General features: G+C 69.5%; 23 protein-coding genes. 7 read left to right on the top strand and 16 right to left on the bottom strand.

What is annotated here, in order from left to right; genetic code table 11:
* Positions 1–15: 15 nt before the first annotated feature.
* From PA27867_RS07650 to PA27867_RS07580, 15 genes are all read right to left on the bottom strand, one after another.
* Positions 16–1,500 carry a flagellar hook-length control protein FliK gene (locus tag PA27867_RS07650; RefSeq protein WP_066594990.1) on the bottom strand — a complete coding sequence of 495 codons (1,485 nt, stop codon included), beginning with the start codon at positions 1,498–1,500 and terminating at the stop codon, positions 16–18.
* Positions 1,501–1,994: 494 nt separating this feature from the next.
* Entirely contained in the window at positions 1,995–2,708 is a 714-nt protein-coding gene (locus tag PA27867_RS07645; RefSeq protein ID WP_066594989.1) for a C40 family peptidase, read from the bottom strand.
* On the bottom strand, positions 2,705–3,274 hold the full coding sequence (locus tag PA27867_RS20590; RefSeq protein ID WP_066594983.1) for a hypothetical protein: 570 nt from the start codon (positions 3,272–3,274) through the stop codon (positions 2,705–2,707). The genes PA27867_RS07645 and PA27867_RS20590 overlap by 4 nt, the downstream gene beginning before the upstream one ends.
* The gene (locus tag PA27867_RS07635) at positions 3,271–4,677 is read right to left on the bottom strand and encodes a FliI/YscN family ATPase (RefSeq protein WP_066594981.1); all 1,407 of its coding nucleotides are present in this window, start codon (positions 4,675–4,677) and stop codon (positions 3,271–3,273) included. The genes PA27867_RS20590 and PA27867_RS07635 overlap by 4 nt, the downstream gene beginning before the upstream one ends.
* Complete coding sequence (locus PA27867_RS07630) at positions 4,674–5,489, bottom strand: hypothetical protein (RefSeq protein ID WP_157109159.1); 816 nt, start codon at positions 5,487–5,489, stop codon at positions 4,674–4,676. The genes PA27867_RS07635 and PA27867_RS07630 overlap by 4 nt, the downstream gene beginning before the upstream one ends.
* Entirely contained in the window at positions 5,482–6,501 is a 1,020-nt protein-coding gene (gene fliG, locus PA27867_RS07625; RefSeq protein WP_066594979.1) for a flagellar motor switch protein FliG, read from the bottom strand. Before fliG ends, PA27867_RS07630 begins: the two co-directional genes overlap by 8 nt.
* Positions 6,498–8,093, bottom strand: coding sequence for a flagellar basal-body MS-ring/collar protein FliF (gene fliF / locus PA27867_RS07620; RefSeq protein ID WP_066594978.1), 1,596 nt, complete (start codon positions 8,091–8,093; stop codon positions 6,498–6,500). Before fliF ends, fliG begins: the two co-directional genes overlap by 4 nt.
* On the bottom strand, positions 8,093–8,404 hold the full coding sequence (fliE, locus tag PA27867_RS07615) for a flagellar hook-basal body complex protein FliE (RefSeq protein ID WP_066594976.1): 312 nt from the start codon (positions 8,402–8,404) through the stop codon (positions 8,093–8,095). Before fliE ends, fliF begins: the two co-directional genes overlap by 1 nt.
* A complete protein-coding gene (locus tag PA27867_RS07610; protein ID WP_066594975.1) occupies positions 8,404–8,796 on the bottom strand; it encodes a flagellar basal body rod protein FlgC in 393 nt (130 codons plus the stop codon). Before PA27867_RS07610 ends, fliE begins: the two co-directional genes overlap by 1 nt.
* Entirely contained in the window at positions 8,796–9,137 is a 342-nt protein-coding gene (gene flgB / locus PA27867_RS07605) for a flagellar basal body rod protein FlgB (RefSeq protein ID WP_066594973.1), read from the bottom strand. Before flgB ends, PA27867_RS07610 begins: the two co-directional genes overlap by 1 nt.
* A gap of 136 nt (positions 9,138–9,273) precedes the next feature.
* Positions 9,274–9,711, bottom strand: a complete 438-nt coding sequence (locus PA27867_RS07600; protein WP_084020852.1) for a hypothetical protein — start codon at positions 9,709–9,711, stop codon at positions 9,274–9,276.
* Entirely contained in the window at positions 9,698–10,183 is a 486-nt protein-coding gene (gene fliS / locus PA27867_RS07595) for a flagellar export chaperone FliS (RefSeq protein ID WP_335582788.1), read from the bottom strand. Before fliS ends, PA27867_RS07600 begins: the two co-directional genes overlap by 14 nt.
* Positions 10,180–11,511, bottom strand: coding sequence for a flagellar filament capping protein FliD (gene fliD, locus PA27867_RS07590; RefSeq protein ID WP_066594971.1), 1,332 nt, complete (start codon positions 11,509–11,511; stop codon positions 10,180–10,182). Before fliD ends, fliS begins: the two co-directional genes overlap by 4 nt.
* 184 nt (positions 11,512–11,695) lie before the next feature.
* The gene (locus PA27867_RS07585) at positions 11,696–12,856 is read right to left on the bottom strand and encodes a flagellin (RefSeq protein ID WP_066594967.1); all 1,161 of its coding nucleotides are present in this window, start codon (positions 12,854–12,856) and stop codon (positions 11,696–11,698) included.
* A gap of 85 nt (positions 12,857–12,941) precedes the next feature.
* Entirely contained in the window at positions 12,942–13,850 is a 909-nt protein-coding gene (locus PA27867_RS07580) for a sigma-70 family RNA polymerase sigma factor (protein WP_066594966.1), read from the bottom strand.
* Between the two features lie 381 nt (positions 13,851–14,231).
* On the opposite strand from PA27867_RS07580, the gene PA27867_RS07575 reads away from it, so the two are divergent.
* The 6 genes from PA27867_RS07575 (at position 14,232) to PA27867_RS07550 (ending at position 21,284) form a co-directional block, all read left to right on the top strand.
* Positions 14,232–14,717, top strand: coding sequence for a flagellar protein FlgN (locus PA27867_RS07575; RefSeq protein ID WP_066594965.1), 486 nt, complete (start codon positions 14,232–14,234; stop codon positions 14,715–14,717).
* 28 nt (positions 14,718–14,745) lie between these two features.
* On the top strand, positions 14,746–16,218 hold the full coding sequence (flgK, locus tag PA27867_RS07570; RefSeq protein ID WP_066594960.1) for a flagellar hook-associated protein FlgK: 1,473 nt from the start codon (positions 14,746–14,748) through the stop codon (positions 16,216–16,218).
* A gap of 15 nt (positions 16,219–16,233) precedes the next feature.
* Positions 16,234–17,139 carry a flagellin gene (locus tag PA27867_RS07565; RefSeq protein WP_236900873.1) on the top strand — a complete coding sequence of 302 codons (906 nt, stop codon included), beginning with the start codon at positions 16,234–16,236 and terminating at the stop codon, positions 17,137–17,139.
* The gene (locus tag PA27867_RS07560) at positions 17,136–17,585 is read left to right on the top strand and encodes a flagellar assembly protein FliW (protein WP_066594949.1); all 450 of its coding nucleotides are present in this window, start codon (positions 17,136–17,138) and stop codon (positions 17,583–17,585) included. The genes PA27867_RS07565 and PA27867_RS07560 overlap by 4 nt, the downstream gene beginning before the upstream one ends.
* Positions 17,586–17,736: 151 nt before the next feature.
* Positions 17,737–20,208, top strand: coding sequence for an acyltransferase family protein (locus PA27867_RS07555; RefSeq protein ID WP_236900872.1), 2,472 nt, complete (start codon positions 17,737–17,739; stop codon positions 20,206–20,208).
* A 92-nt stretch (positions 20,209–20,300) separates the two neighbouring features.
* The gene (locus PA27867_RS07550; RefSeq protein ID WP_066594947.1) at positions 20,301–21,284 is read left to right on the top strand and encodes an acetylxylan esterase; all 984 of its coding nucleotides are present in this window, start codon (positions 20,301–20,303) and stop codon (positions 21,282–21,284) included.
* Between the two features lie 94 nt (positions 21,285–21,378).
* On the opposite strand, the gene PA27867_RS07545 is transcribed toward PA27867_RS07550, so the two are convergent.
* Positions 21,379–22,392 (bottom strand): LacI family DNA-binding transcriptional regulator, encoded by a 1,014-nt coding sequence (locus tag PA27867_RS07545; RefSeq protein WP_066594945.1) that lies wholly within the window; start codon positions 22,390–22,392, stop codon positions 21,379–21,381.
* Positions 22,393–22,703: 311 nt separating this feature from the next.
* Here PA27867_RS07545 and PA27867_RS07540 point away from each other — a divergent pair, with 311 nt between their 5' ends.
* Positions 22,704–23,996, top strand: a complete 1,293-nt coding sequence (locus PA27867_RS07540; protein WP_066594944.1) for an ABC transporter substrate-binding protein — start codon at positions 22,704–22,706, stop codon at positions 23,994–23,996.
* Positions 23,997–24,039: the final 43 nt, after the last annotated feature.

The following is a 24,039-nucleotide window of genomic DNA, read 5'->3' as shown; positions in this document are numbered from 1 at the left end:
ACACCGTGCGGCGGATCAAGCGAGAACATCGACACGTCCCCTCTGCGAGTGGCCACCGGCATCACCGGCTGAGTCGCCGGACAGGTCTGCGGATGCCGGGACGGAAGATCGGAGCCAGGGATCTGGAACCGCGGTCTTCGGCCGGCCATGAGGCCCGCCGGCATCCGCGCCAGGGCCAGGGTTCCCCTGCCCGGCAGCGGCACGATCCTGCGGGCCGGACTGGCCCGGGTCTCCCGGCTGGTTTCGGCTGGACAGGTCAAGACTGGCTGGAAGTCCGCCGCCGGCGAGATCGCGTCGCAGGTCGGGCAGGATGAGGCGCAGCGCCTCGCGGGCTGCGTCGGTGGGAGCGAAGAGCTCCAGCCGCAAACCTCCGGCGCTGATCTGCGCCCGCACCAGCACCGGTCCCAGGTTGTCGGGGGTCACGCTGATCGACAGCGTGTGCTCCCCCGGACCCGCAGCCGCCAGGGTGAACAACGGCCGAGCGACCTGGGCGGCCAGGGGCACCGGCGCGCTGGCGGGCAGCGCACTTGTCGGAGGGGCCACAGCGGGTGCGGATGCCCCCAGGACGGTCCCCGGGACCGTGAAGCCCATGGGTATGGCCGAATCCGGGGCAGTGGGCCCGGCGGGCACGGCCCCCGCGGGTGCGTCGGGGACCGTCACTGGTACAGCTCCGATCCGGCCGTCCCGCGCTCCGGCCGCCGTAACCGGTGTGGCGGCAGCGGCAGTCGCGGCGGCCGTCGCGGTGACAGTGACAGTGCCGACGGCGGTCCCGGCAGCAGAGCCCGTCGCGGAGGCGGCGTCTACCGGGGAGGAATCACCCAACGTTGTGACCGTCTGGTTCACGGCCGCAGGAACGGAGCCGCTCTGAGCGCCACCCTGGTCAACACCGGCTGGGCCGGCACCGAGCGTGGCGGCACCAGACTGGGCAACACCAAGCTGGGCAACACCGAGCTGGGCAGCGACGACGTGGGCCGTGGCGCTCGGATTCGCACTGTTCATGCCTGCGGTGCCTGCGGCCGGCACTCCCTGGGCCGCACCCGTCAGGTCTGCACCACTCTGTTCGGCACCACCGAGGGGGGCACCACTCAGGTCGGCTCCATCAAGGTCGGCGCCACTCATGGCTCCACCGCTCGGGTCGGCTCCGGTCCCGAGGGCACCGGAGAGCTCCGCCCCGATGAGTGTGGCGACGCTCTGGCCGGCACCGCTCAGAACTGCGTCGTTGGGGACGGCGCCGCTCACATCAGCGCCCGAGGAAGGGGCACCGTTCGGAGCTGCGAGGGTGGGGACGGTCCCAGCGGTCGCCCCGCCATCAGAGGCGCTGCCCGGGGCGGCGGCGCCTGGGGCGCTGCTCGACGAGGCCCCGCCGGGCAGGACACCACCAGACTCCGTAAGGTCGTCAAGCTGCGTGAGACCGGCGGTCTGCGTGAGACCGACGGCCTGCAGGATGCCGGCATCGGTGGCACCGGTCTGGACGAGTCCTGACCCGGCTGTCCCGTCCATCGAGGCCGCCTCCGCCGAAGCCTGCGCCGACGGGACAGTGCCGACCTGTCCAGCACCGAGTTCCCCAGCGGTGGCTGGGGCTCCGCCGAAGTGAGCGGAGGCGGAATGGGCTGCGTCGTGGGGAACCGCTCCGGCACGGGTGGCCGCGGTCTCGGCGCCGCTCGACACGGTGGCACGTGCGTGGCCTGTGCCCGCTGCGGCTGCCACGGTTGCGGCGGTTGCCGCGGTTGCGGCGGCCTCTGCTGCTGAGCCGGTTGTCGCGCCTCCTGAGGAATGCCCCGCCGCAGCGTGGTGCTCGGTCCTTTTCGACGCTGCCGACGACCGCGTGACGGTGACGTCCGGACCGGGGCGGGTGGCGGCGTCTTTGAGCATGCCGGCAAAGGCGGCCGCGGCGCGCCGGGAGCCGTCTGCTGATCCTGTCGATGCGGCGGATAGTCGCCCAGCTGAAAGGCGGGTCGCTGCCGGTCCCGGGCTCAGAGGTGCGGCGCCCGAGGTCACGACGCCAGTCCAGACATGGACAGCGCCGACGTGGACTGCGCCGACTGGGTCGCCGTTCCCGAGAACAGTGAGGCGAATGCCGCCGTGAGCAGATCCGTCTGGCTCGAGCTCGATGCCGCACTCAGCGCCGTGCTCGACGCCGTGCCGGCTGCCGCGGCATCCGGAATCACCCGCCGGATGGTGTCGATGTCAGAATCGTCCATGTAAGCATCCACCTTGCAGACTGTGCGTCCCTCATACGGAGCGTGGATCACTTGGTTGTTACCGGCGTAGATCAGGATGTGCTCGCCACCGCCCGTCACGATGAGGTCACCGGGGCGCGCTTCGGCGAGGGAACCCACCTCGGTGCCGATGGTCATCTGCCCCGAGACCAGGCGCGGTACGTCTATGCCCAGGTCGGCATACACCCGCTGCACGAGCCCCGAGCAGTCCATCCCGCTGCCGTCCTCCCCGCCGAAGACGTACGGCACGCCCAGGTATTTCTCTGCGGAGGCAACCACGTCGGTACCCGTCGCTCCCCCGGCGTTGGCCACGGTGGACGTTGGGGTCGCCGCGGCCAGGGCGTCCGCGAAGCTCGTGGCCGACGCCGTCGCGGTGGCCGCGGCCGTCTTGCTCGTCGTCACGCCGGTGCCCCCGGCGACCAGGTCGTTGAGCTGCACCAGCCGGGCCTGGATCTCGCCGACCCGCAACGTGGCATCCACCATTGTCATGTTCTCTCCCCCGCTGCGTGTCCCGATGCTGTGTGTCCCGATGCTGTGTTTCCCAATGCTGTGTTCCCCAGTGCCGTGTTGCCTGACGCTGGCTTGCCCGACGCTGTGATTCCGGTCGCCGTGGTTCCGGCTTGCGCGCGCTGCTCACCCTGCCTGCGATGCCAGCCCGTGGAGGCGATCTCGTCGATGACCGTCTGCTGGGCGTGCAAATCCTCCGCCGCCGCCGAAGCCCCATGGCGCCCTTCGAGCTTTTCCAGGCTCGCCGAGGCGGCCTTCTTCGCCTCGAAGTCCGCTCGTGCGGCTGCCGCCGCCTGCTGGGCCACGCCGTCCAGCGCGGCCAGTTCGGCCAGCATGCTCCGAGAGGATGCCCGTGCCGCCGCGATCGCGTAGAGGGTGTCGGCCCCGGTGGGGTTCAGCGGCAGGTGCTCAAGCGCCGCCCGGGTTTCGTCGATGCGGGTGGCCGTCGCCCTGAGGCGCGCGTTCGCGTCGGCCAGGTCGCCGGCGGCCTGGTCCTGCTCGAGGTGGCGCAACCGCAGCAACCCGGCGAGGGAGAACGGGCGGCTCATTGGTCGCCGCCGAGCAGCGCGGCCAGTTCGGCGAGCCGGGTCCAGGCCTGGTCGGCCGGGGTGTGCTCGTCGATCCGCTGGCGCAGGAATGCCGTGATCGCCGCATCGTGCTCCACGGCCGCATCCACCAGCGGGTTGGTGCCGCGGCGGTAGGCGCCCACGTCGAGCAGGTCCTGCGCGGCGCGGCGGGCGGCCAGGACGGCGCGCAGCCGGCTGGCCGACTCGGCCTGCTGCGGCGTGGTCACCCGTGATGCCACCCGGGAGATCGAGGCGAGAGCGTCTACGGCGGGGAAGTGCCCGAGCACGGCCAGCGTGCGATCGAGCACGACGTGTCCGTCGAGGATGGACCGGGCGGCATCCGCGATGGGCTCGTTGTGATCGTCGCCGTCGACGAGCACCGTGTAGATGCCCGTGATCGAGCCGACCTGGTCGGTGCCGGCCCGTTCCAGCAGCCGGGCGAGCAGCGAGAACGTCGACGGCGGGTACCCCCGGGTGGCCGGTGGTTCCCCGGCGGACAGGCCGATCTCGCGCTGAGCCATGGCCACCCGGGTCAGCGAATCCATCATCAGCATGACGTCGGCACCCCGGTCACGGAACGACTCCGCGATGCGGGTGGCGACGAACGCGGCCCGCAGGCGCATCATGGCCGGTTCGTCCGAGGTGGACACCACCACGATCGACCGGGCCAGCCCGTCCTCGCCCAGGTCGTCCTCGAGGAACTCCCGCACCTCGCGGCCACGCTCCCCGACCAGGGCGATCACGGACACCTCGGCGTCGGTGCCGCGGGCGATCATCGACAACAACGACGACTTGCCCACACCCGACCCCGCGAACAGGCCCATCCGCTGACCCTTGCCCACGGTGGTGAGGGTGTCCAGCACCCGCACGCCCAGTTGGAGGGGCGAGTGGATGCGTGATCGTGCCATGGCCGACGGGCTGTCGTGATCGAGGGGCACCCGGCGCGGGTCGACGAGGGGCCCCTTGCCGTCAATGGGCCGGCCGAGGCCGTCGATCACCCGGCCGAGCAGCCCAGCCCCGGTGGGAACCAGGTAACCGGTACGGCTGGTACGAACGGGGTCGCCGACACGGATGCCGGTGAGCCGGGCCAACGGCATGCAGCGCATGCCGTCCGGGGTCGTGGCGACGACCTCGGCGTCGACTCCGGCCTCGCCGGCCGGTACGTCCGCGCCGGTCCCCGTGCCCTGCGCGGCTGTGGTGAACGACCCGCCGGTTGCCGCACCGGTTGCTCCGCCGATCGTGACCAGGTCGCCAATGGCACCGTTCAGGCCCCGCACGTCCACGCTCAGACCCACGATCGACGACACCACGCCCACCCGCTCGGGGCGGGCGGCCGCCACAGCCCGGGCGAGCCGCTCGGTCGTGTCCGGTCGGGTGAGACTCATGAGGCGCCTCCGAGCGCCGCCTTGGCCCGCTCGAGGGCGGTGCCGATGCGGGCATCCAGGTAGCCGTCGGGGAACTCGCTGACGGCGTCGCCGCGGGCGATGTGCGCATCCGCCACGAAGGCCACGCCGGTGGCGGCGGCGACCGCCGGGTCGAGGGCGGCGAGATCGTCGGGGTGCAGTCGCACGGTGTGGGCCGCCCCGAGCGCTCCCGGCGCGGCAAGGATGCCGCCGGAGCTCGCTCGTTCCCCGGAAGCACTGGCTCCGCCCGCGGCGCCGACGGCCCGTCCGAGGGCCGACCGGGCAGCCGCGGCCTCATCGGCCAGCGCATGCCCCACGATCGCCTCGGCCAGATCGAAGGCCGCGGCGAGTACGGTGTCTTCGGCATCTCGCAGCACCGGCACGGTGCGTGCATCGAGTGCGCGCGCGGCCGTGTGCAGCACCGCGAGCATCCGCTCGGCCCGCTCGCCGTCGACCCGGAGCCGGTGCGCGTGTTCGGTCTCCAGGCGGTGGATGCGCTCGGCTACCGCCTGCTCCGCCGCCCGCAGCCCCTCGGTGTACCCGGCCGCGTGGCCGCGGGCGCGCCACTGCTCGTCGAGGCGGGCCCGGTCGGCGTCCCGGGTGCGGCGCGCTCCGGCGGACTGCTCACCGAGCAGCGGGAACACCAGGGCGGAGAAGTCGTTCTCCGGCGCTGCGGACCGCCCGGCCGGCGGGCTCGCGGCGGGCGCGGCCGAACGCACGGCGCTGGGAAAAGCAGCGGGCACGACGACCGGTCCGGACGCCGGACCGGCAGCGGGAAACAGGGCGCTAGACAATGAAGTCGTCCTCGTCGGCACGTTGCACCGTGATGGCACCCTCGGCAGCCAACTCGCGGATCGCCCGGACGACGGTGGCGCGCGCCTCCTCGACCTGCGAGACCCGCACGGGCCCGAGCCCGGTCACCTCGTCGTTCAGGATGTCGCGGTTGCGTTCGGAGAGGTTGCGCTGGATGATGTCGACCACCAGCTCGCTGGAGCCCTTCATTGCCACGGCGAGCACCTGGGCGTCGATGCCGCGCAGCACCAGCTGCACGTCGCGGTTCTCCAGCTTGATGATGTCGGCGAAGGTCAGCATGCGCGAGCGCACCTCCTCGGCCAGCACCGGGTCGCGCTCGTCGAGCGCCTCCAGGAGCGCGCGCTCCGTGCCGATATCGGCCCGGTTGATGATCTCGACGAGCGGCTGGATGCCGCCCACCACCCCAGCGGAATCCTTGGACGCGGCGACGGCGCCGATCCTCTTCTTGAGGATCTCGGTCACGACCCGTACCGCCTCGGGGGTCGCGGTTCCCATGGAGGCTATGCACTGGGCCACATCGGTGCGCACCGGCCCCTCCAGACCCGAGAGGATCGCCGACGCGTGCTCGGGGCGCAGGTGCGCCAACACGAGCGCGATGGTCTGCGGCAGCTCCCCGTCGAGCAGGGCGAGGACCTGGGTGGCGTCGACAGGGTCGAGGAACTCGAAGGCCTTGCCGGCCATGGAGGTGGCGACCCGGCTCATCACCCCGGCGGCGCGCTCGGCGCCGAAGGACTTCTCCAACAGACCCACCGCCACGGCGTGGCCGCCGCGGGGGTTGCGCGCGCCGATCGTGGTCAGCTCGTGGAACTCGGCGACGGCGCTGTCCATCACCGCGGCATCCACCCGGCGCAACTGCACGATCTCGGCGATGATCTCGGCGGCCTCGGCCTCGGAGAACTGCTTCATCACCTCGGAGGCGCGCTGCTGGTCCATGGTCATCAGCACCACGGCCACCTTCTGCGTGCCGGTCAGGGGGGTCTTGGCATCGATCATGCGTGCTGCCGATCGTCCATCAGCCCGCGCAACATCTCGGCCGCCATCTGCGGGTCACGCAGTGCGAGAGCATCGATGTCGGCCACCCGCTGGTCGCCGTCGCCCGGCGTATACGCCTGGGTCGGCGTCGGATCGATGACGAGGGGCACAAGGTGCGGCTGCAGCGCGAACGGCACCGTCGGTGCATCCAGGGACGCGTGCGGCTGCACAAGCTCGGTCAGCTCGATGGCCTCGCGGCTCTGCCGGCGGGACCGGCGGGCGTAGAGGATCAGACCGAGCACGAAGGCGATCACCGTGCCGCCCACGATCAGGCCCACCTGGAGGATGCCCGCGGAGCGGTCGGCGGCCTCGGTTGCCTCGGCCTCGGCCAGGGCTGCCGCCGCGGCGTCGGCGCCGGCGGCGTTGAAGCTCACGACCTCCACGGTGACCGCGTCACCCCGCGCCGTGTCGATTCCGGCGGCGGAGGACACCAGGCTGGTCACGTCGGCGACATTGAGTTTGTCCGCGATCGCGGAGTTCACGGCCACCGAGACGGTCTGCCGGTTGATCGCGCCGGCTGGGATGGTGCGGGTCTCGGTGACCTTGTTCACGGCGTTGTTGCGGGTGGTGTCCTCCGAGGTGAAGGTGCCGTCGGTGGAGGCGTCACTCGGAACGGCGATGTTGTCGGGGCCGAGCACGCCGGCCGCCGTGCCGCCCGAGCCGGTGTACGACTCGGTCTTGACGGCCTCGTTCAGGGCGGGGGTGTCGGTGGGCGAGGTGAAAGACTCCTCGACCCGCTGGGCCGCCTCGGTGCTCATGTCGGCGGCTACCACCACGGTGGCGTTGCCCGGACCGACGACCTTGTCGAGCATCGCCTGCACGGAACCGCGCACGCGTTCCTCGTAGTCGTTGGCCTGCTGGCCGGCCGTTCCCGTGGCGCCCACACCCACCGCGGAGAGCACGACCCCGGAGGCGTCGATGACAGCGACATCCGTGGGCTTCATGCCGTCGATGGAGGCGCTGGTGAGGTGCACGATGGCCTGCACCTGGTCGGCGTTGAGGGTGACGCCGTTCCGGGTTCCCACGAAGACTGATGCGGTGGGGTCGTTGGCCTCGTCGGTGAAAACCGTGGCCTCGGGGATAGCCAGGCGCACCGAGGCGGTCTTGACGCCCTTCATGGCTTCGATCGTGGCGGCGAGTTCGCCCTCGAGGGCTCGTTTGTAGGTGACCGACTGCTGGAACTCCGACGCGGTGACCCCCATGGTGTCCAGGAGCGAGTAGCCCCCGGTGCTGGAGGACGGCAGGCCGGCCGCGGCCGACTTGAGCCGTTCGTCGTAGACGTCGGCCTCGGGCACCAGGATCGTCGCTCCCCCGTCACTCAACTGGTACGGCACCCCGTCCGTGCGGAGCTGCTCCACGATGGTGTTGGCGTCCGCACCGCTCAGGCCCGAATACAACGGCGTGTAGGCCGGCTGGCTGACCCACATGGTGAGCGCGGCGATGCCGAGCGCGAGAACCGCGACACCGATCAGCGCGACAGTGCGCTGGGCGACGGTGAATTCCCGCACCGCGTTGCCGAGGCGACGGAAGGCCGAGCTGATCTGAGCGGGCATCAGGCCTGCATTCTCATGATGTCGTTGAACGCCTCGACGCCCTTGTTCCGCACGGCGGCCACGAGTTCGAGGGTGACCTGGGCGCGGGAGGCCGCGAGGGTGGCGGTGTGGATGTCGTCGAGGTCGCCCGTGACGGCCTGGATGGCGTAGGTGTTGGAGGTGGACTGCAGCTGCTGCAGGTTGTCGACGGCGCCGGTGAGAGCGGTGGCGAAGCTACCCTCGGTTCCGCTGCTGCCGGTGGTCGCCGTCGTGGCGGGCAGGTAGGCCGTCGCGCTCACGGCGGGTACGGCGCCGATGGCGGGGATGGTCATCAGTTACGTCCGATCTGCAGGGCGGCTTCGTAGGAGGTCTTGGCTCGGTCGATGACGGCGGCGTTGGCCTGGTAGCCGCGCTGCGCCATGATCAGCTCGCCCATCTGCTCGGCAAGGTCGATGTCGGGTCGGCGCACGTTGCCGTCGGCATCCGCGAGGGCGTTGTCGGGGTCATAGGTGAGGATGCCCTCCGCGTCTCCGAGCGCGGCACCGGACACGTAGGCGCCCGTGGTGCCCGCACCCTCCTGGGCGACGATGTACCGAGCTTGGAAGGCATCCCCCGACGTGGCGGTGACCGTGTTCGCATTCGCGATGTTGTCGGCGACGGCGTCGAGCCACTTGCGGTGCAGCGTGAGGCCGGTGCCGGCGATGCCCAGGGCGTCGAGACCCATCAGCTGGTCCGCAGCGCGGCGCGCATCTTGGAGTCGGCACCGGCGGCGGCCTGCGCGGCGAACTGGTAGCGCAGCACGGTGTCGATGTTGGAGACGGTCTCGGTGTCGAGGTTGACGTTGTTGCCGTCCAGCCGGGTGGGCTCGAGGGAGCGCGCCGTGGACGCACTCGTGTGCCCGTCTCCGTCACGCACCGATGCGGCGAGGGCGGTTTCGAACGAGACCCGCTGGGCGTGATAGCCGGGGGTGTTGACGTTGGCGATGTTGTTGGCGATGGTGCGCTGGCGCAGCGCCAGCCCGTCGAGGGCGCTGGAGAGCGCTGCGCTGGTCACGGATTCGATCACGCGGATGCCCGTTTCGTCGTCAGGGTGCCGAACGGCCGATCCGTGGCCTGGGGTGAGCGATCCGTGCTCATCAGTAGCTATCGGCGTTCTATGACGCTTCGTTAGGGCTTGGCCGAAAATCGTTCCCGCTGGCCGGTCAGCCCGCGATGTCGAGGTAGACGGGGTGGTCGGACGGGTGTGTCGAGAGGATGGTGCGCACGGCCGCGAGGTGGGCGCCGGCCGAGCGCCGCGCATCCTCGATCTCGCGGATCAGCTCGAGCTGACCGGCCAGCAGCAGCCGGGCCCGTTCCTCGAGCTCGCGCGGGAGCTGCCCGAGGAGCTCCGGCGCCCGCCACTGCACACCGGTGACGAGCGTGCCGCCCTGGGCCGAGAGCACGGCGTCCCTGGCGCCGCTGCCGAGGCTGGCCTCCAGGTCGTCAAGCACCTTGATCCATTCGGACGGGCTGGTCTTGGGAATGGCGCGCTGGTCGGTACCGGCGGCGCTGCCGTGCGGCCGGGCGCTGCTGGAGTGGACGCTGTTGGCGGGCACGCCGGTCGACGGAGCGCCGCTCGGCGGGAGGTTAGGCGACTCCACGGTATCCCTCCCCGCTGGGCGCGGTCTGCGGTGCGGGCAGTGCGGCGGCGGCCTCGTGCCAGGCCTGACGCAGCGGCTCCAGCAGCACGATGCTCTCGCGGGTGCGGGTCACGTCGCGGTGGATGTTCGCACCGATCAGGGCATTGGACACGTAGGTGTAGACGGCGAGCAGGCCGTCGGCACCGTCCCACGCCGTGACGTTCAGCGAGGTGGTGAGCTCGTCGACGATGGCCTGGGCGTGCAGCAGGTTCTCGGAGGCCAGCGGCCAGTTCTCGCTCACCTGGGCCGCTTCGGTGCGGTCGAGGTCGAGCATCAGCCTGTCATAGAGCATCGTGAGCAGCCGCACGGGTGTGGCCGACAGCACGGCCTCCCGGTTGAGCTGGGCCCGGCGGGCCTGGGCCCCGGCCGTGGACGTGGGAAGCCCTGTGCTCACCGGGGTGAACAACGCTGGGAATTCTGTCGGTGTCATCATGACGACGAACCTCCTGTGTAGGCGGGCAGCAGCGAAGCAATTTGCGAAGTGAGCCAGGACGATTGGGACTTGAGCTCGCCCAGGCGGGATTCCATGGCGGTGTACGTGCGTTCCAACGAGCTGCGCTTGGCGGTCAGCCTGAGATCCCAATCGGTGATCTCCAATCCCATTGTTTTCACCTGGGATTCTTGGCTGGTGATGGTGGCCGTGAGGGTGCCGTCGTACTTGTCGGATGCGGCGGCGGCGGCAGTCGCGACCCGGCCGGCGATCTCCTGCACAGTCTTCATGGTGCCGGCGGGGTCCTTGGCCAGGGCCGCGGCGAACTTTCCCTGGTCGAACTCCAGCGTGCCTGATTTCGTGATGCTGATGCCGATCTCCGACGGGGAGTGCCCGTTGACCGGCATGGACGCCGCCGTGATCAGGTTCTGGTTGACCGTGCGGATCGTGCTGTCGCCGGCGAAGACCCCGGCGGAGGTGACGGGCTTGCCCGTGGAGTCGGTGGTGGTCGACACGGCGGACCGGTTGGTGATGACCGCGAAGATGTTGTTCAGGCCGGTCACCAGGCCACTGGCCATGGTGGTGATGGCGGTATCGTCTCGGGCAACCGTGAGCGTGACCGGCGTGGTGGAGACCACGCTGACGGTCACATCCAGGCCGGGCAGCAGGTTGGTGAAGGTGTTGCTGCTCGAGGTGATCGCCTGTTCGGCGCTGGTGCCGGCCCAGAGGGTCACCTGGGCGTCCTGGGCGGCCTTGACCTGGGTGGTCGGAACCGTGCCGCCGGTCACGGTGAAGCCATTGGCTGCGCCGGGGGCCGCACTGCTGAACTGCACGCGGAAGGCGCCGGCGCCCACGGCGACCTTGGTGGCGGTGATGCCGAGTCCGGCCGCGTTGACCGCGGTGACGACGTCGTCCAGGGAATCGGAGGCCGGCGTGATCACGGTCGCTTTTCCGGCAGCGTTGGTAAGCGTGAGGGTGGCGTCGGGCCAGGTCGAGACGGGCCCGGTGACCGTCACCTGGTTCTGGGCGAGCCGGCCCACGGTGACGTCGACGACGCCGGGCGCGGCCCCTGCGCTCGTGGTTGCGGTGACCTGGCTGGAACTGCTGGTGGCTTTGTAGAGGTCGTAGCTGGCGGGCTTGGCCGCCTTGGTTGCGGCGTCGGCGAGCGTGGCGACCTGGGTGTTCAACCCCTGAACGGCGGTGGTGTAGCTCTGGGCGGCGGTGACCTTGCCCTTGAGCAGGGTCTGCGGAATCGCCTCGACCGCGATGAGGTTGTTGATCAGGGTCGTGGTGTCCTGGCCGCTGATCAGACCATCGATGGAGAGTCCCATGGCGCCTTCCGTCCCCTCGTCAGTGTGTCTTCGGCTTGTGCTGCGATGCCTGGTCTTAATCGGGGCCGACGACGAGTGGCCGGCGGCGTGCTCATCCTGAGGTCCAGTTCAGGTTGTGCTCGCCACCGGCCGATTCTCGGTCAATCGGCCGCCCGGTTCACCCGGGCTGTCGTTGGTCCGTGATCTAGCGCAGCAGCGTCAGGACGCCCTGGTTGGACTGGTTCGCCTGCGCGAGCATGGCGGTACCGGCCTGCGACAGGATGCTGGAGCGGGTGTACTTGACCATTTCCTCGGCCATGTCGGTGTCGCGGATACGCGAGCCGGCAGCGGTGAGGTTTTCCTTGGAGACGGCCAGGTTGCGGATGACGCTCTCGAACCGGTTCTGTGCAGCACCCATGTCGGCGCGCGCAGTGGAAACGGCCGTGATCTGCGTGTCCACCGCAGTCAGAGCCGCTGCCGCCCCAGCGGCGGTCGAGAAGTCGAGTGCGCCTGCTGCACCGGCAGTGCTGAGGGTGAAGCCGGTACCGGCAGACGCGTGGGTTCCGGCCGTGGCGCCACCGACGACGATTCCGCCGGTGTTCGAGCTGACAACCAGTTTGTTGTCCGCGTCGACGGAGGCGGTCAGCTTGCTCTTGAAGGAGGTGTCCTTGTTGAGCGCATCAGCAACACTCTGGACGGTCTTCATGGAACCCGCTGCGCCGAGGCTCGCAGTCGTGACGGTACTGACTCCACCGGCGGCATCCGTGACCGAGAAGGATGCCGTACCGGTCACCAGGGTGGGGGTGTCCACTGCGCTGACGGCGCCGGCGGATCCGACGGTGAGTGCGGCGGCGATGCCCTTGACGTTGGCACCCGTGAGGCTCACCTGGATCTGGCTGCTGGAGTCGGCGTTGGCACCGACCTGGAAGCTCAGCGACGCCTTGGAACCGTCGAGGAGCTGTGTGCCGTTGAAGTTGGTCGACGCGCTGATCCGCGTGAGTTCCGTCGTCAGCTGCTTGACTTCAGTCGTGATGGCGTCGCGGGACTTGGCGTTGTTCGAGTCGTTACCGGCCTGGACGGCGAGGTCACGAACGCGCTGCAGAATGGTCTGCACCTCGCTCAGCGAACCTTCAGCGGTCTGGATGACCGAGATGCCGTCCTGGGCGTTGCGGCTGGCGACCGTGAGGCCACCGACCTGCGACTTCAGTCCCTCGGAGATGGCCAGGCCGGCCGCGTCATCCGCTGCGCGGTTGATGCGGAGGCCGCTGGAGAGGCGTTCGAGCGACTTGGCCATGTCGGTCTGGGTCGAGGCCAGGTTGCGGTAGGTGTTGTTGGCCGCGAGGTTGGTGTTGATCTGCATACCCATGATGTGTTCCTCCGTGATTGGGTCGTGTTCGCCGGCCCATCCATGGGCTGACACTGAGACCTATCGGCCTCGACCCCGCAGAGCGTTAGCCGTTGCTGGAGAAAAGTTCGCGGGTACCGAACGTGATTCCCTGGGCCCGGGCGATGTCGGTGACCCCGGCCAGCGCGTCGGTGGCGGAGATCGAGGCTTGCGCATCCGGCAGCCGGTCATGCGCCATGTGGGCCATGCCGAGCATCGCCTGGTCGGCCAGCCGCGAAAGGTAAGCGCTCCGTCTGGCCGGCGCCACGGTGGATTCCGGCGTGTACTCCCGCTCGGCGTCGTCCGCGTAATGCGTGCCCAGGCCGTCGCGAAGCAGCCGGATGGCCTCGGAGCGTTGCTGGGACACCGCCGAGTGGGTGATGCCCAGGTCGGCGGCGATGTCCTTGACGGACCGGTCCTCGAAGTACACCTGCTCCACGATCAGGCGCATGCGCTCGGGCAGTGCCACCACGGCGGCCCGGAGGTAGGCGAGACGCTCGGCGGAGAGCAGGGACTCCTCCGGCAGCACGGTGTCGGCAACGAGGAACTCTGCGGTGGTGTCGTCGAGGGCAGTGAGAGTGCGGTCGGAGTCGGCCAGCCCGGCCAGGGCGGTCTCCCGGTCGACACCCAGCGCGGCAGCGACCTCGTCGACCGTGGCGCTGCGGCCGAGGGCCGAGGCGAGGGTCTCCTGCACCTGGCGGGTCTCCTTGATCCGGCGGCGCGCCATCCGGGTGGCCCAGTCGTTCGAGCGCATCTCATCGGCGAAGGCACCGATGATCCGGCGCCGGGCGAAAGCTCCGAACGGCACGCCGAGCGAGGCGTCGAACGCATCCGCGGAGGTGATCAGGGCCAGCGCGCCCGCCGAGGCGAGGTCGTCACGGGAGAGGTGGCGGGCCTTGGCCCACACTTCGGAGACGAGGTAGCCGACGAGCGGCAGGTTCTCGACCACGAGGTTGTTGCGTTCGGAACGGTTCAACGACTTACCCTCCTGGCGGGTGCGCGCGTGCTTATGCGGCGATGGGACATGGACCTGAAACGGGGAAATGCAGCCGGGTAAGCAGGGTGGAGAGTCGTCTGACGTGAAGACGGAAATCCGCCCAGAGCAGGGATTCGGGTCCTTTTCCGGGGGCTTTCGCCTGCTATCACGCTAACGAACACGCCCGGCGATTCCACGCTCGAACTGCCCCCAGTCCGGGGCTGCGGCTGTCCTCATTTAGGAGGACACGGTAGCCCGCGAAGGCGACGAAAAGAGTCCTGCGGGCCTAACGACGGGCCGCACCCGGCCGATAGTGCTCTCGAACGGACAGGGAATCGTACGATAGAGCAACGAGCCAGCAGGCGGAAAGGCAGTGACGACGTGGGTGCCAATGAACTGTCCGCGCTGCTCTGGCGGGAACGCGAGCTTCTCGAGCTGCTGGTCTTCAAGCTCGACGAGGAACAACTCCTGCTGAGCGCAGGTCGCTCGCGCTGGGTGCAGCATGCGACCCGCGAGGTCGAACAGGTTCTCGAGCTCGTACGCGAGGCGGGGCTCGGCCGGTCGGTGGAGGTCGCCGCGGTCGCCCTGGAGTGGGGAACTCCGCAGGACGCCACCCTCCGGGAGCTCGTCGAGCAGGCTCCCCCTGGGCCCTGGTCCGACATCTTCAGCGCCCATCTGGCCGCCATGACCGACTTGATCGGCCAGATCCGCAACCTTCGCGACGTGAACGAGCAGTTCCTGCGCTCGGCCGCCCGGTACACCCAGGAATCGCTGGCCGGCACGGATGCGCAGGCCACGACCTATGACTCCCGCGGCGCCTCTGGCGCCCCGACCACCGGTGCCCGACTCTTCGACCAGAGCCTGTGAGACGTGAGATGAAGACAGTGACGACCTCGTGAGCACCTTCGGCGGACTCAACACCGCGTACTCCGGGCTGGTCGCCGCCCGCGCCGGCCTCGATGTCGTGGGGCAGAACATGGCCAACGTCAACACTGAGGGCTACACCCGCCAGCGGGTCACGACGTCGGCGACCAATGCCGCCGCCCGCGCCGGCCTGGTTGCCTGGGGCGCCACACCCGGAGCCGGTGTCTCGGTCGACGGAATCTCGCGCCTCGGCAACGCCACCCTCGATGCCAAGGTGCGGGCGACCGCAGCGACCGCCGGGTACACGGCAGTGCGCGCCAACGCCCTCGGTTCGGTGGAGAACTCGCTGCAGGAACCTGGCAAAGCCGGGCTGTCCACCCAGCTGCAGGAGTTCTGGGCGGCCTGGCACGAGCTGTCCAACGCCTCCGACCCGTCCGCGGCGGCCGGACTCCTGCTCGGCGAGGCCGGCCAGGTGACCACGCAGATCAACGCGGGCTATCGCGCCGTCACGGACGAATGGTCGGCGGTGCGCACGAGCGCGGATGCCCTCGTCACCGAGGTCAACGGCGCCGCGGCCCAGGTCGCCGCCCTGAACGGCATCATCCGCCAGACCATCGCCTCGGGCGGGTCCGCCAACGAACTCATCGACAAACGCGACGCTCTCACCACCACGATCGCCGCGATCACCGGCGCGAGCGTGCGAGCCCAGGCGAACGGCACGGTCGATGTGCTGATCGGCGGCAACATCCTGGTGTCCGGCTCCGACGTGCAGAAGCTCACCGTGACCGGCCCGGCATCGCTGGCGGCGGCCTCGGTGCCCGGTAGCAACCCGGTGACGTACACCCCGGTGCAGTTGGAGTGGGCGCACCATCCCGGCGTGCCCGTGGCGGTGGATGGCGGCGAACTCGCCGGCGCGCTCTCACTTCTCGGCCCGGCGAATGGCACGCACACCGGCGGGGCCCTGGCCGAGGTCGCGGCGTCGTACAACGACTTCGCCAAGAAGCTGGCCGACTCGGTCAATGACCTGCACCTGACCGGCGCCACAAGTACCGGCGAGACGGGTCTGGAGTTCTTCCACTACACGGAGGGCGCTGCCGCGCTGACGTTATTCGTCGTCCCCACGACCGTCAAAGGTGTCGCCGCAGGCACACCCGGGGACGGAGCCTTGAACGGCATTAACGCCGACAAGATCGCCCAACTGGGCACGTCCAACGCGGCGGACAAGAACGGCGCCCCGATCACCTCCCCCAACGCCATCTGGACGGCCTTCGTCACCAAGCTCGGCGTCGAGACGGGCATCGAACTCGCGCAGGCATCCGCCTCGAACTCCTCAGCCTCCGCCGCCGTCACCCTGCAGCTGTCCAACTCCTCGGTGGACATCGACGAGGAGAACGTCAACCTGCTGACCTTCCAGCACGCCTACCAGGGTGCTGCCCGGGTGATGACGGCCGTGGACGAGATGCTCGACACCCTGATCAACCGCACCGGACTGGTGGGAAGGTAACCGATGATCTCCCGAGTGACCAGCACCACCCAGATGCGCGCCGCGCAGGCCAATCTGCAGGCCAGCGCCCAGCGTCTCGCTCAATTGCAAGAGCAGTCCACGTCGCTGAAGACCATCAGCCGGGCATCCGACGACCCCGCGCGGGCGGCGAACGCCATGGCCGTGCGCGCCGAACAGCGTGCCACCGCCCAGTACACCCGCAACGCCGACAACGGCGCAGGCTGGCTCACCACGATCGACGGCGCGCTCGATGAGAGCACCAAGCTCCTCACCAAGGTGCGCGACCTCGCCGTGCAGGGAAGTAACGCCGGAACCATGACGCCGGCGGCCAAGGAGGCCATCGCCGTGCAGATCGACGGCCTCAAGAAAGACCTGCTCGGTCAGGCCAACGCCAGCTACCTGGGGCGGTCGGTCTTCGCCGGCAACTCGGATGCCCGTTCCGCGGTCGGCTCCGAGCCGCCGTACACCGTCAGCGCCGGCACCTCGGTGCCGGTGGATCGGCGGGTGGGAGCCGACACCACCGTGCGGGTGGACGCCGACGGCGCCGCCATATTCGGTACCGGCGCCGGTACCGGCATCGGCGACGGTTCGCTCTTCGCGTTGCTCGACCAGGTCTCGGCCGCGCTGCGAAGCACAGATCCTGCAGTGTCCGTGTCGGTGCACCTGGGCGACATCGACGCCCACCTCACGACCATCATCGGCGCCCGCGCCGAGGCCGGCGCCCGGCAGAGCCGCATCGAGACCGCGGCCGCCTCGCTCGTCACGCAGAAAGGCACCCTCGAGGCGCAGCGCGTGCAGCTCGAGGACGTCGACCTGGCCACCGTCATCATCGACCTCAAGCTCCAGGAGGTGGCCTACCAATCGGCCCTCTCCGTGACCGCCCGCGTGATCCAGCCGACCCTGATGGACTTCCTCCGATGACCGCCTCGCTCAGTTTTGTCTCACCGCCTCCCGGGCTGGCCCCGCTCACCGACTTCCGGCTGCGCGAGATCGCCGGTGCAGCCGGGCTGTTCGCCCTGCAGTCCGCCGAAGACGAGCACACCCGGCTTTTCGTGCTGGATGCGTCGATCTACCTGCCGCAGTACACCCCGGTCATCTCCGATGAGCACGCGCGCTCCCTCGACCTGGCGACCCCCGACCAGGCCCTGGTTCTCGTGGTCACCAACCCGGGCGAGACCGGCACGACGGTCAACCTGATGGCGCCCATCGTGGTGAACGCGAGCACCGGCCGATGCGCCCAGATCATCCTGGACGGCCAAGACTGGCCGCTGCGGGCAGAGCTGAACCCCCAGTCGAGCGCTGATGCGACCTCCCCGACGGATGCTCCGTTGCGCCACGAAGTCGAACCGGCCGGCGCCACCGTCTGAACCGGCGCCCACTGTGAACCGGCGCCGCGCGACCCTGCGGTCGGTCTGAGCGGAATGTCTGCCCGGCAACCCGCACGACGTCACTCCCCCGTACGCGGCACGGTGCCGTTCGCGCTGTAGGCTCGTCAGCGGTTCGAAAGCTGGGGGACGTGTGACATCGGGGAACGGCACGGCAGGGAACGACCCAAAAAACACCGGCGCCGCCCCAGGCCGGGATCCACGAACGAATCCGTCGCTGCCGGACCCCTCGCAGCCGGCTTCCCCGCCGACTCCCTCCAGGCCTGACTCTTCCCGACCAGGACCATCTCGGCCTGGCACGTCACGGCCGGGCCTGTCCCGACCCGGCACTCCGCTCAACCGCATCGTCACGACCACGGCTACCCCAGGGTCCACGGCCGGAGCAGGAGCAGGAGCCCACAAGTCCATTCCCCGCCCCCTGGACACTCATCCGGCGGCACCCGCCCCCTCGCCCGGCGCCAACTCGCCTGGCGCGACCCCGCCCCGCCCCGCTGCATCGCAGAAGAGGACGTCAGGCCGCCGTCGGGACATCCAGGGCCTGCGGGCCCTCGCGGTCATCGCCGTCATCCTGGATCACGTCATCGTCTGGCCGGGCGGCGGCTTCGCGGGCGTCGACATCTTCTTCGTCATCTCCGGCTTCCTCATCACCGGCGTCCTGCTGCGCGAACATGAGCGCACCGGGCGCATCTCCCTGCGCACCTTCTACGGCAACCGGCTCCGCCGCATCCTGCCGGCCGCGGCGGCTGTGCTGGCGGTCACGACCGCCCTCGGCTTCGTCCTGTTCAACCAGACCCGGGCGCTCTCCACCGCCTGGGATGCGCTCTCGGCCCTCTTCTTCGCCGCCAACTGGCGGTTCACGGCCGTCGGCACCGACTATTTCCACGCCACTGCGCCCGCATCGGTGCTGCAGCACTACTGGTCGCTGTCGGTGGAGGAGCAGTTCTACCTGCTCTGGCCGGTGCTGCTGATCGTGGCGCTCGGCGCGGCGAGCCGGCGCGGACGCGGGTCGGGGCGCGACCGTGCGCGCGGCCGCCGTCTGCTCGGCGCGGTCGCCGTCGTCGTCGTGGCGGCGTCGTTCGGCTACGCCGTGTGGGAGACCGCGACGAACCCCACCGTGGCCTACTTCTCCACGTTCTCCAGAGTCTGGGAACTCGGCGTCGGCGCCGCCCTGGCGATCGCGGCCCCTCTCTTCATGCGGATGCCGCTGGCCGCCCGGATCATCCTCGGCTGGGCCGGACTGGCAGGCATCGTCGCCTCCTTCGCCGTCGTCACCTCGAGCCTGCCCTTCCCTGGCCCGTGGGCCGCTCTGCCGGTGGGCGCCACCGTTCTCGTGATCGCGGCCGGCATCGGCGGCACGCAGCGCAACCTGTTCCCGCTCACGAACCCGGTCAGCGTGTACCTCGGCAACATCTCCTACTCGCTCTACCTGTGGCACTTCCCGGTCTTCGTCTTCCTCACGCTGGTGCTGCCCGAGGCCTCCACCACGACCACCCTGCTCGTTCTCGGCACCACCCTGGCCGTGTCGGTCGTGTCGTACTACCTCATCGAGCAGCCGCTGCACCGCTCGCCCTGGCTGCGCGGAACCGGGCCACGGGTCGACCGCCGGCTCGCTTGGCGGCGCTGGCGGGAACGCTACGGCACACAGTTCATCATGTCGTCCCTAGGCGCCTTCGTCATCGTGGTCGTCGTCGCCGTGTCCTTCGAGGTGCACGACCGCCCGTTGACTCCTATCGCCGCTCCCACTGCCGACGCGGCGGATGATGTGAACCCCGAGGTGGCGCTGCAAGCCGACCTTGCGGCCGCGGCGGCGGCCACGACCTGGCCGGACAACCTATCGCCGTCACTGGACCAGGCCATGGCCACGACCTCCACCAACAACCCCGCTCGCGCCTGCTTCGATGTGGGCGGCACACCCGACTTCGGCCGCTGCACCTGGGGCGACGACAACGCTCCCCAGCACATGTACCTCGTCGGCGACTCCGAGGCGCTCTCCTACGCACCGGCGTTCAAGGCCATCGCCGAAGCCAGCGACGGCCAGTGGCGCATCACCACCATCGGCCTCTACGGCTGCCGGTTCACCGAGGTGCTCGTCGCCAACGACGGTGCAGGGGTGATGGAGGCCTGCCCGCAGCGAAAACTCGACATCACCAACCACATCGTCGCCGACGCCCCCCAGCTCGTGGTGGTCGCCAACGCCTTCGCCGAGGGACAGGACGACTACCGCCGACCGCTCTCGGTTGCGAGCATGGTGGCCTCATCCATCGCCGAAACGGCGGGCTACAACGCCGCGGGAAAGATCGTCTACCTCGCGCCGCCGCCGCTCGGTGCCGAGCTCGGGCAGTGTTATTCGACGGTGTCGAGCCCCCAGGACTGCGCCGTCGGCGTCGGAGCGACCTGGCAACAGTTCGCCGCGGCGCTCTCGGCTCCCTCCGCCACCGGCGACCACTTCGTCAGCTCCCTCCCGTTCAGCTGCGCCGACGGGGTGTGCCCGGCCTTCGCCGGTACCATTCCCACGAAATACGACACCGTGCACATGACCCCCGCCTATGCCGAGCGTGTGGCGCCGGCCATCCGCTACGCCCTGCAGACGGCCGGAGTCATGTAGCTCCAGGTGGGGCGCAGGCCCACAATCACGGCCCCGGTATAGTCGGTGCTGGCGCCAGCGTTGGCGCAGAACTCGTCCGCGAAAGGCAACACGTGCCCCGGTTAGATCTCCCCCTGTCCGACCTCGAGACGTATCGGCCCGAGGTGGCCGAGCCGGCTGACTTCGACGCGTTCTGGCAACGCACCCTCGCCGAGGCCCGCCGCTTCGATGCCGCTCCCACGCTCACCCGGGTCGACTCACCGCTGAGCGAGGTGGAGGTCTACGACGTCACCTTCGCCGGATTCGCCGGCGACCCGATCAAGGCCTGGTTCCTGGTGCCGGCCGAACGGCCCGGTTCCGAGCAGACGCGGCTACCCACGGTCGTGGAGTACAACGGCTACGGCGGCGGTCGCGGCTTCCCGCACGAGCGTCTGGCCTGGGTGGCCAGCGGCTACGCCTACCTGTTCATGGACACCCGAGGACAGGGCAGCTCATGGGGCTCCGGCGGCCACACCCCCGACCCGCACGGCAGCGGCCCGGCCTCCCCCGGCTTCATGACCCGCGGCATCCAGTCGCCCGATGACTATTACTACCGCCGGGTGTTCACCGACGCCGTGCGCGCCATCGACGCTGTGCGCACCCTGGACCGCGTCGATCCCGAACGCGTGGCCGTCTGCGGCGGCAGCCAGGGCGGCGGCATCGCCCTCGCGGCAGCTGGCTTGGCACAGGGCCTCATCGGCGCGATGCCCGAGGTGCCGTTCCTCTGCCACTTCGAACGTGCCGTCGGCATGACCGACAACGACCCGTACCACGAGGTCGTGCGGTACCTCTCGGTGCACCGCGACCGCGTGGAGCAGACCTTCGCCACCCTGGCCTACTTCGACGGCGTCAACTTCGCCAAACGCGCCACCGCGCCGGCGATCTTCTCGGTGGCCCTGCTCGACCCGATCTGCCCGCCGTCCACAGTGTTCGCCGCGCGGAACCACTACGCCGCGGAGGCCGAGATCGAGGTGTACCCGTTCAACGAGCACGAGGGCGGTCAGGGCTACCACTTCGAGCGTCAGGCCGCCTGGCTCTCCCGCCGTTTGGCCGGCTGACTGTTGCCCGAACGGACTTCTGCCCCGGGCGTACCGGGCGCAGAAGTCCGCTTCGGGAACAGCCGGTGCGGCGCACGGTGGCGCAGCTGGCGGGTCAGCGGGCTGAGGGCGGCGGGATCTCACCGGAGCCGCGATGGATCAGCCGGGTGGGCAGCTCCACCTGACTGGTGAACGAGTCCGGATCGGCCAGGTGCGCCAGCGCGAGCCGGGCCGCCGTGCGTCCGAGTTCCATCGGGTCGTACGCCACGACCGAGATGCCCAGGGCATCCGCCAGCTCGAAGTCGTCGAAGCCGATGAACGCCACGGGCGTCTGCAGCGTGCGCAGCACCCGCACGGCGCCGGCGCTGCCACGGTTGTTGCCCGCCACGATAGCCGTGGGCGGGTCGGGCAGGTCCAGCAGGCTCTGCACGGCCAGCTCGGGCGAGATATCCGGGTCGTCGTCGAGCCGCTCCCACTGGGCGGTCTCGACGACCCCCACCTCCCGCAGGGCCTCTCGGTACCCGGCCAGGCGTTCCCGCTGGGTGTACATCGCGGACGGGTTGCTGATGAAGCCGATCTTGCGGTGCCCGATGGCGGTGAGGGAGCGCACCGCCTCGGCCATGCCCTGGCGGTTCGCCAGCACCACGGAGTCGGCCAGGAGATTGCGTGCCGGCCGGTCGACGCTGACGACGGGGGTGCCCAGCTGCCGCTCGCCCTCGAGGTAGGACTGGTCGTCGGCGATCGGGATGAGCAGGAGGGCGCGGACGCGCTGGGAGATCAGCGCGTCGACCACGCGTTCCTCGCTGTCCGGTGAGTCGTCGGTCGTGGCGAGCACCATGGTGAGCCCGCTGAGCGCGAGCTCCCGTTCGATCCCCGCCGCCACGTGAAAGTAGAACGGGTTCTTCAGGTCGCCGATCACGAACGCAACGGTGTTGGTCACTCCGCCGCGGCGTAGGTTCCTGGCCAGGTTGTTGGGCCGGAAGCGCAACCGCTTCGCCGCGATGAGCACCCGTTCCCGGGTGTCGACCGACACGTTCCCCGCGCCGGCGAACACTCGTGAGGCTGTCTTGGAGCTCACCCCGGCGAGCCGGGCCACATCGGCCAGCGTCGCGCGTGATTGCGTGGTCATCGGATCTCCTCGTGGACCGTGCCTCGTACCGAGGCCTGGGAACGGCCGGAATGCCGCTATGTCAACGTAGGACATTTTGCAGACATTGGCAATGAGAAAATGTGCATGAACGCGTCGAGTTGCCCGCTATTACAGGGATTTCCGGGCCTACATCGTGGAGGAGACAGGAACGGACAACGTTGACATTTGTGTTTGACGTGCCGTCGAATCCGGGCCTAGCATGAGGCCCAACAGCAACACCAGAGGTCCACGGGCGGGAAGTCGCGGTCGTGTCTCAACGGGTCAATGGTGATACCGATTAGGAGAAACAGATGGCAAAGAAGCTCATCCTTTCCGTGGCCGCCTTGGCGGCCACCGCACTACTCGCCGGATGCTCCGGGTCAGCCCCTGCGGACGACGGCGCCGTCACCGGCGAGATCACCGTCCTCACCCAGCGCACCGACATCGTCGACACCGTCTTCAAGGACTACGCCGCGCAATTCGAAAAGGCCTACCCGGGTACTTCCGTCAAGTTCGAGGCCATCAAGGACTACGAGACCGACGTCTCCACCCGGTTGTCCTCGGGTAGCTACGGCGACGTCCTGCTCATCCCCAACACCGTCACCAAGGTTCAGCTCGCGCAGTTCTTCGAGCCGCTCGGCTCCGTCGAGGAGCTCGGCAAGAGCTATCGCTTCGTGCAGGAGATGGCGTACGACGACCTGGCCTACGGCGTCGCGATCACCGGCAACGCCCAGGGCGTCATCTACAACAAGAACGTCTGGGCCGACGCCGGGATCACTGAGCTGCCCACAACGCCCGACGAGTTCCTCACCGACCTCAAGCTCATCAAGGACACCACCGACGCCACGCCGTACTACACCAACTACGCCGACGGCTGGCCGCTGAGCCAGTGGGAGGGCAACCGCGCCGCCACCGGCGACAAGGACGCCTCCATCACCCTCGTCGACACCGACTCGCCCTGGAAGAAGGGCGAGTACCACGAGATCGCCGACGGCCTGCTCTACGACATCGTCGCGCAGGGCCTGAGCGAAGACGACCCCACCACCACCGACTGGGAATCGTCCAAGGCCGGGCTCGGCAGCGGCAAGATCGCTTCCATGGTCCTCGGCTCCTGGGCCATCACCCAGATGCAGGACGCGGCGGTGACCGCCGGCGGCAGCGCCGACGACATCGGCTACATGGCGTTCCCCAGCGCGGTCGACGGCCAGACCTACTCCACCATCGGCGGCGACTACAAGAACGCCATCAGCATCAACTCGAAGAACAAGGCCACCGCCCGTGCCTGGATCGACTGGTTCGCCAACGAGTCCGGTTATGCGGCAGACCAGGGCGGGCTCTCCCCCGTCGTCGACGGTCCCGACCCCGACTCGCTGACCGACTTCACGGCCAGCGGCGTCGAGTACCTCGAGCTCACCCCGGTGCCGGCCGACAAGGCCACCTGGGAGAACGACATCCTGAGCGAGAGCGAGATCGACCTCTGGGGCCAGATCTACCGCCAGAAGATCGTCGACATCGCCCGCGGTGCCGCCGACGGCGACAAGGCCTCCCAGTTCGACGCGCTGAACAAAGCCTGGGCCGCGGCCAAGGCCTCCGTCGAGGGCTAGCCTCACCGCACCATTACGCAGTCCGGCTCGAAGCCGGCGGTCG

This window comes from Cryobacterium arcticum, assembly GCF_001679725.1.
In the GTDB taxonomy this organism is placed as follows: domain Bacteria; phylum Actinomycetota; class Actinomycetes; order Actinomycetales; family Microbacteriaceae; genus Cryobacterium; species Cryobacterium arcticum_A.
This window is presented reverse-complemented; position numbering and strand designations above follow the sequence as displayed.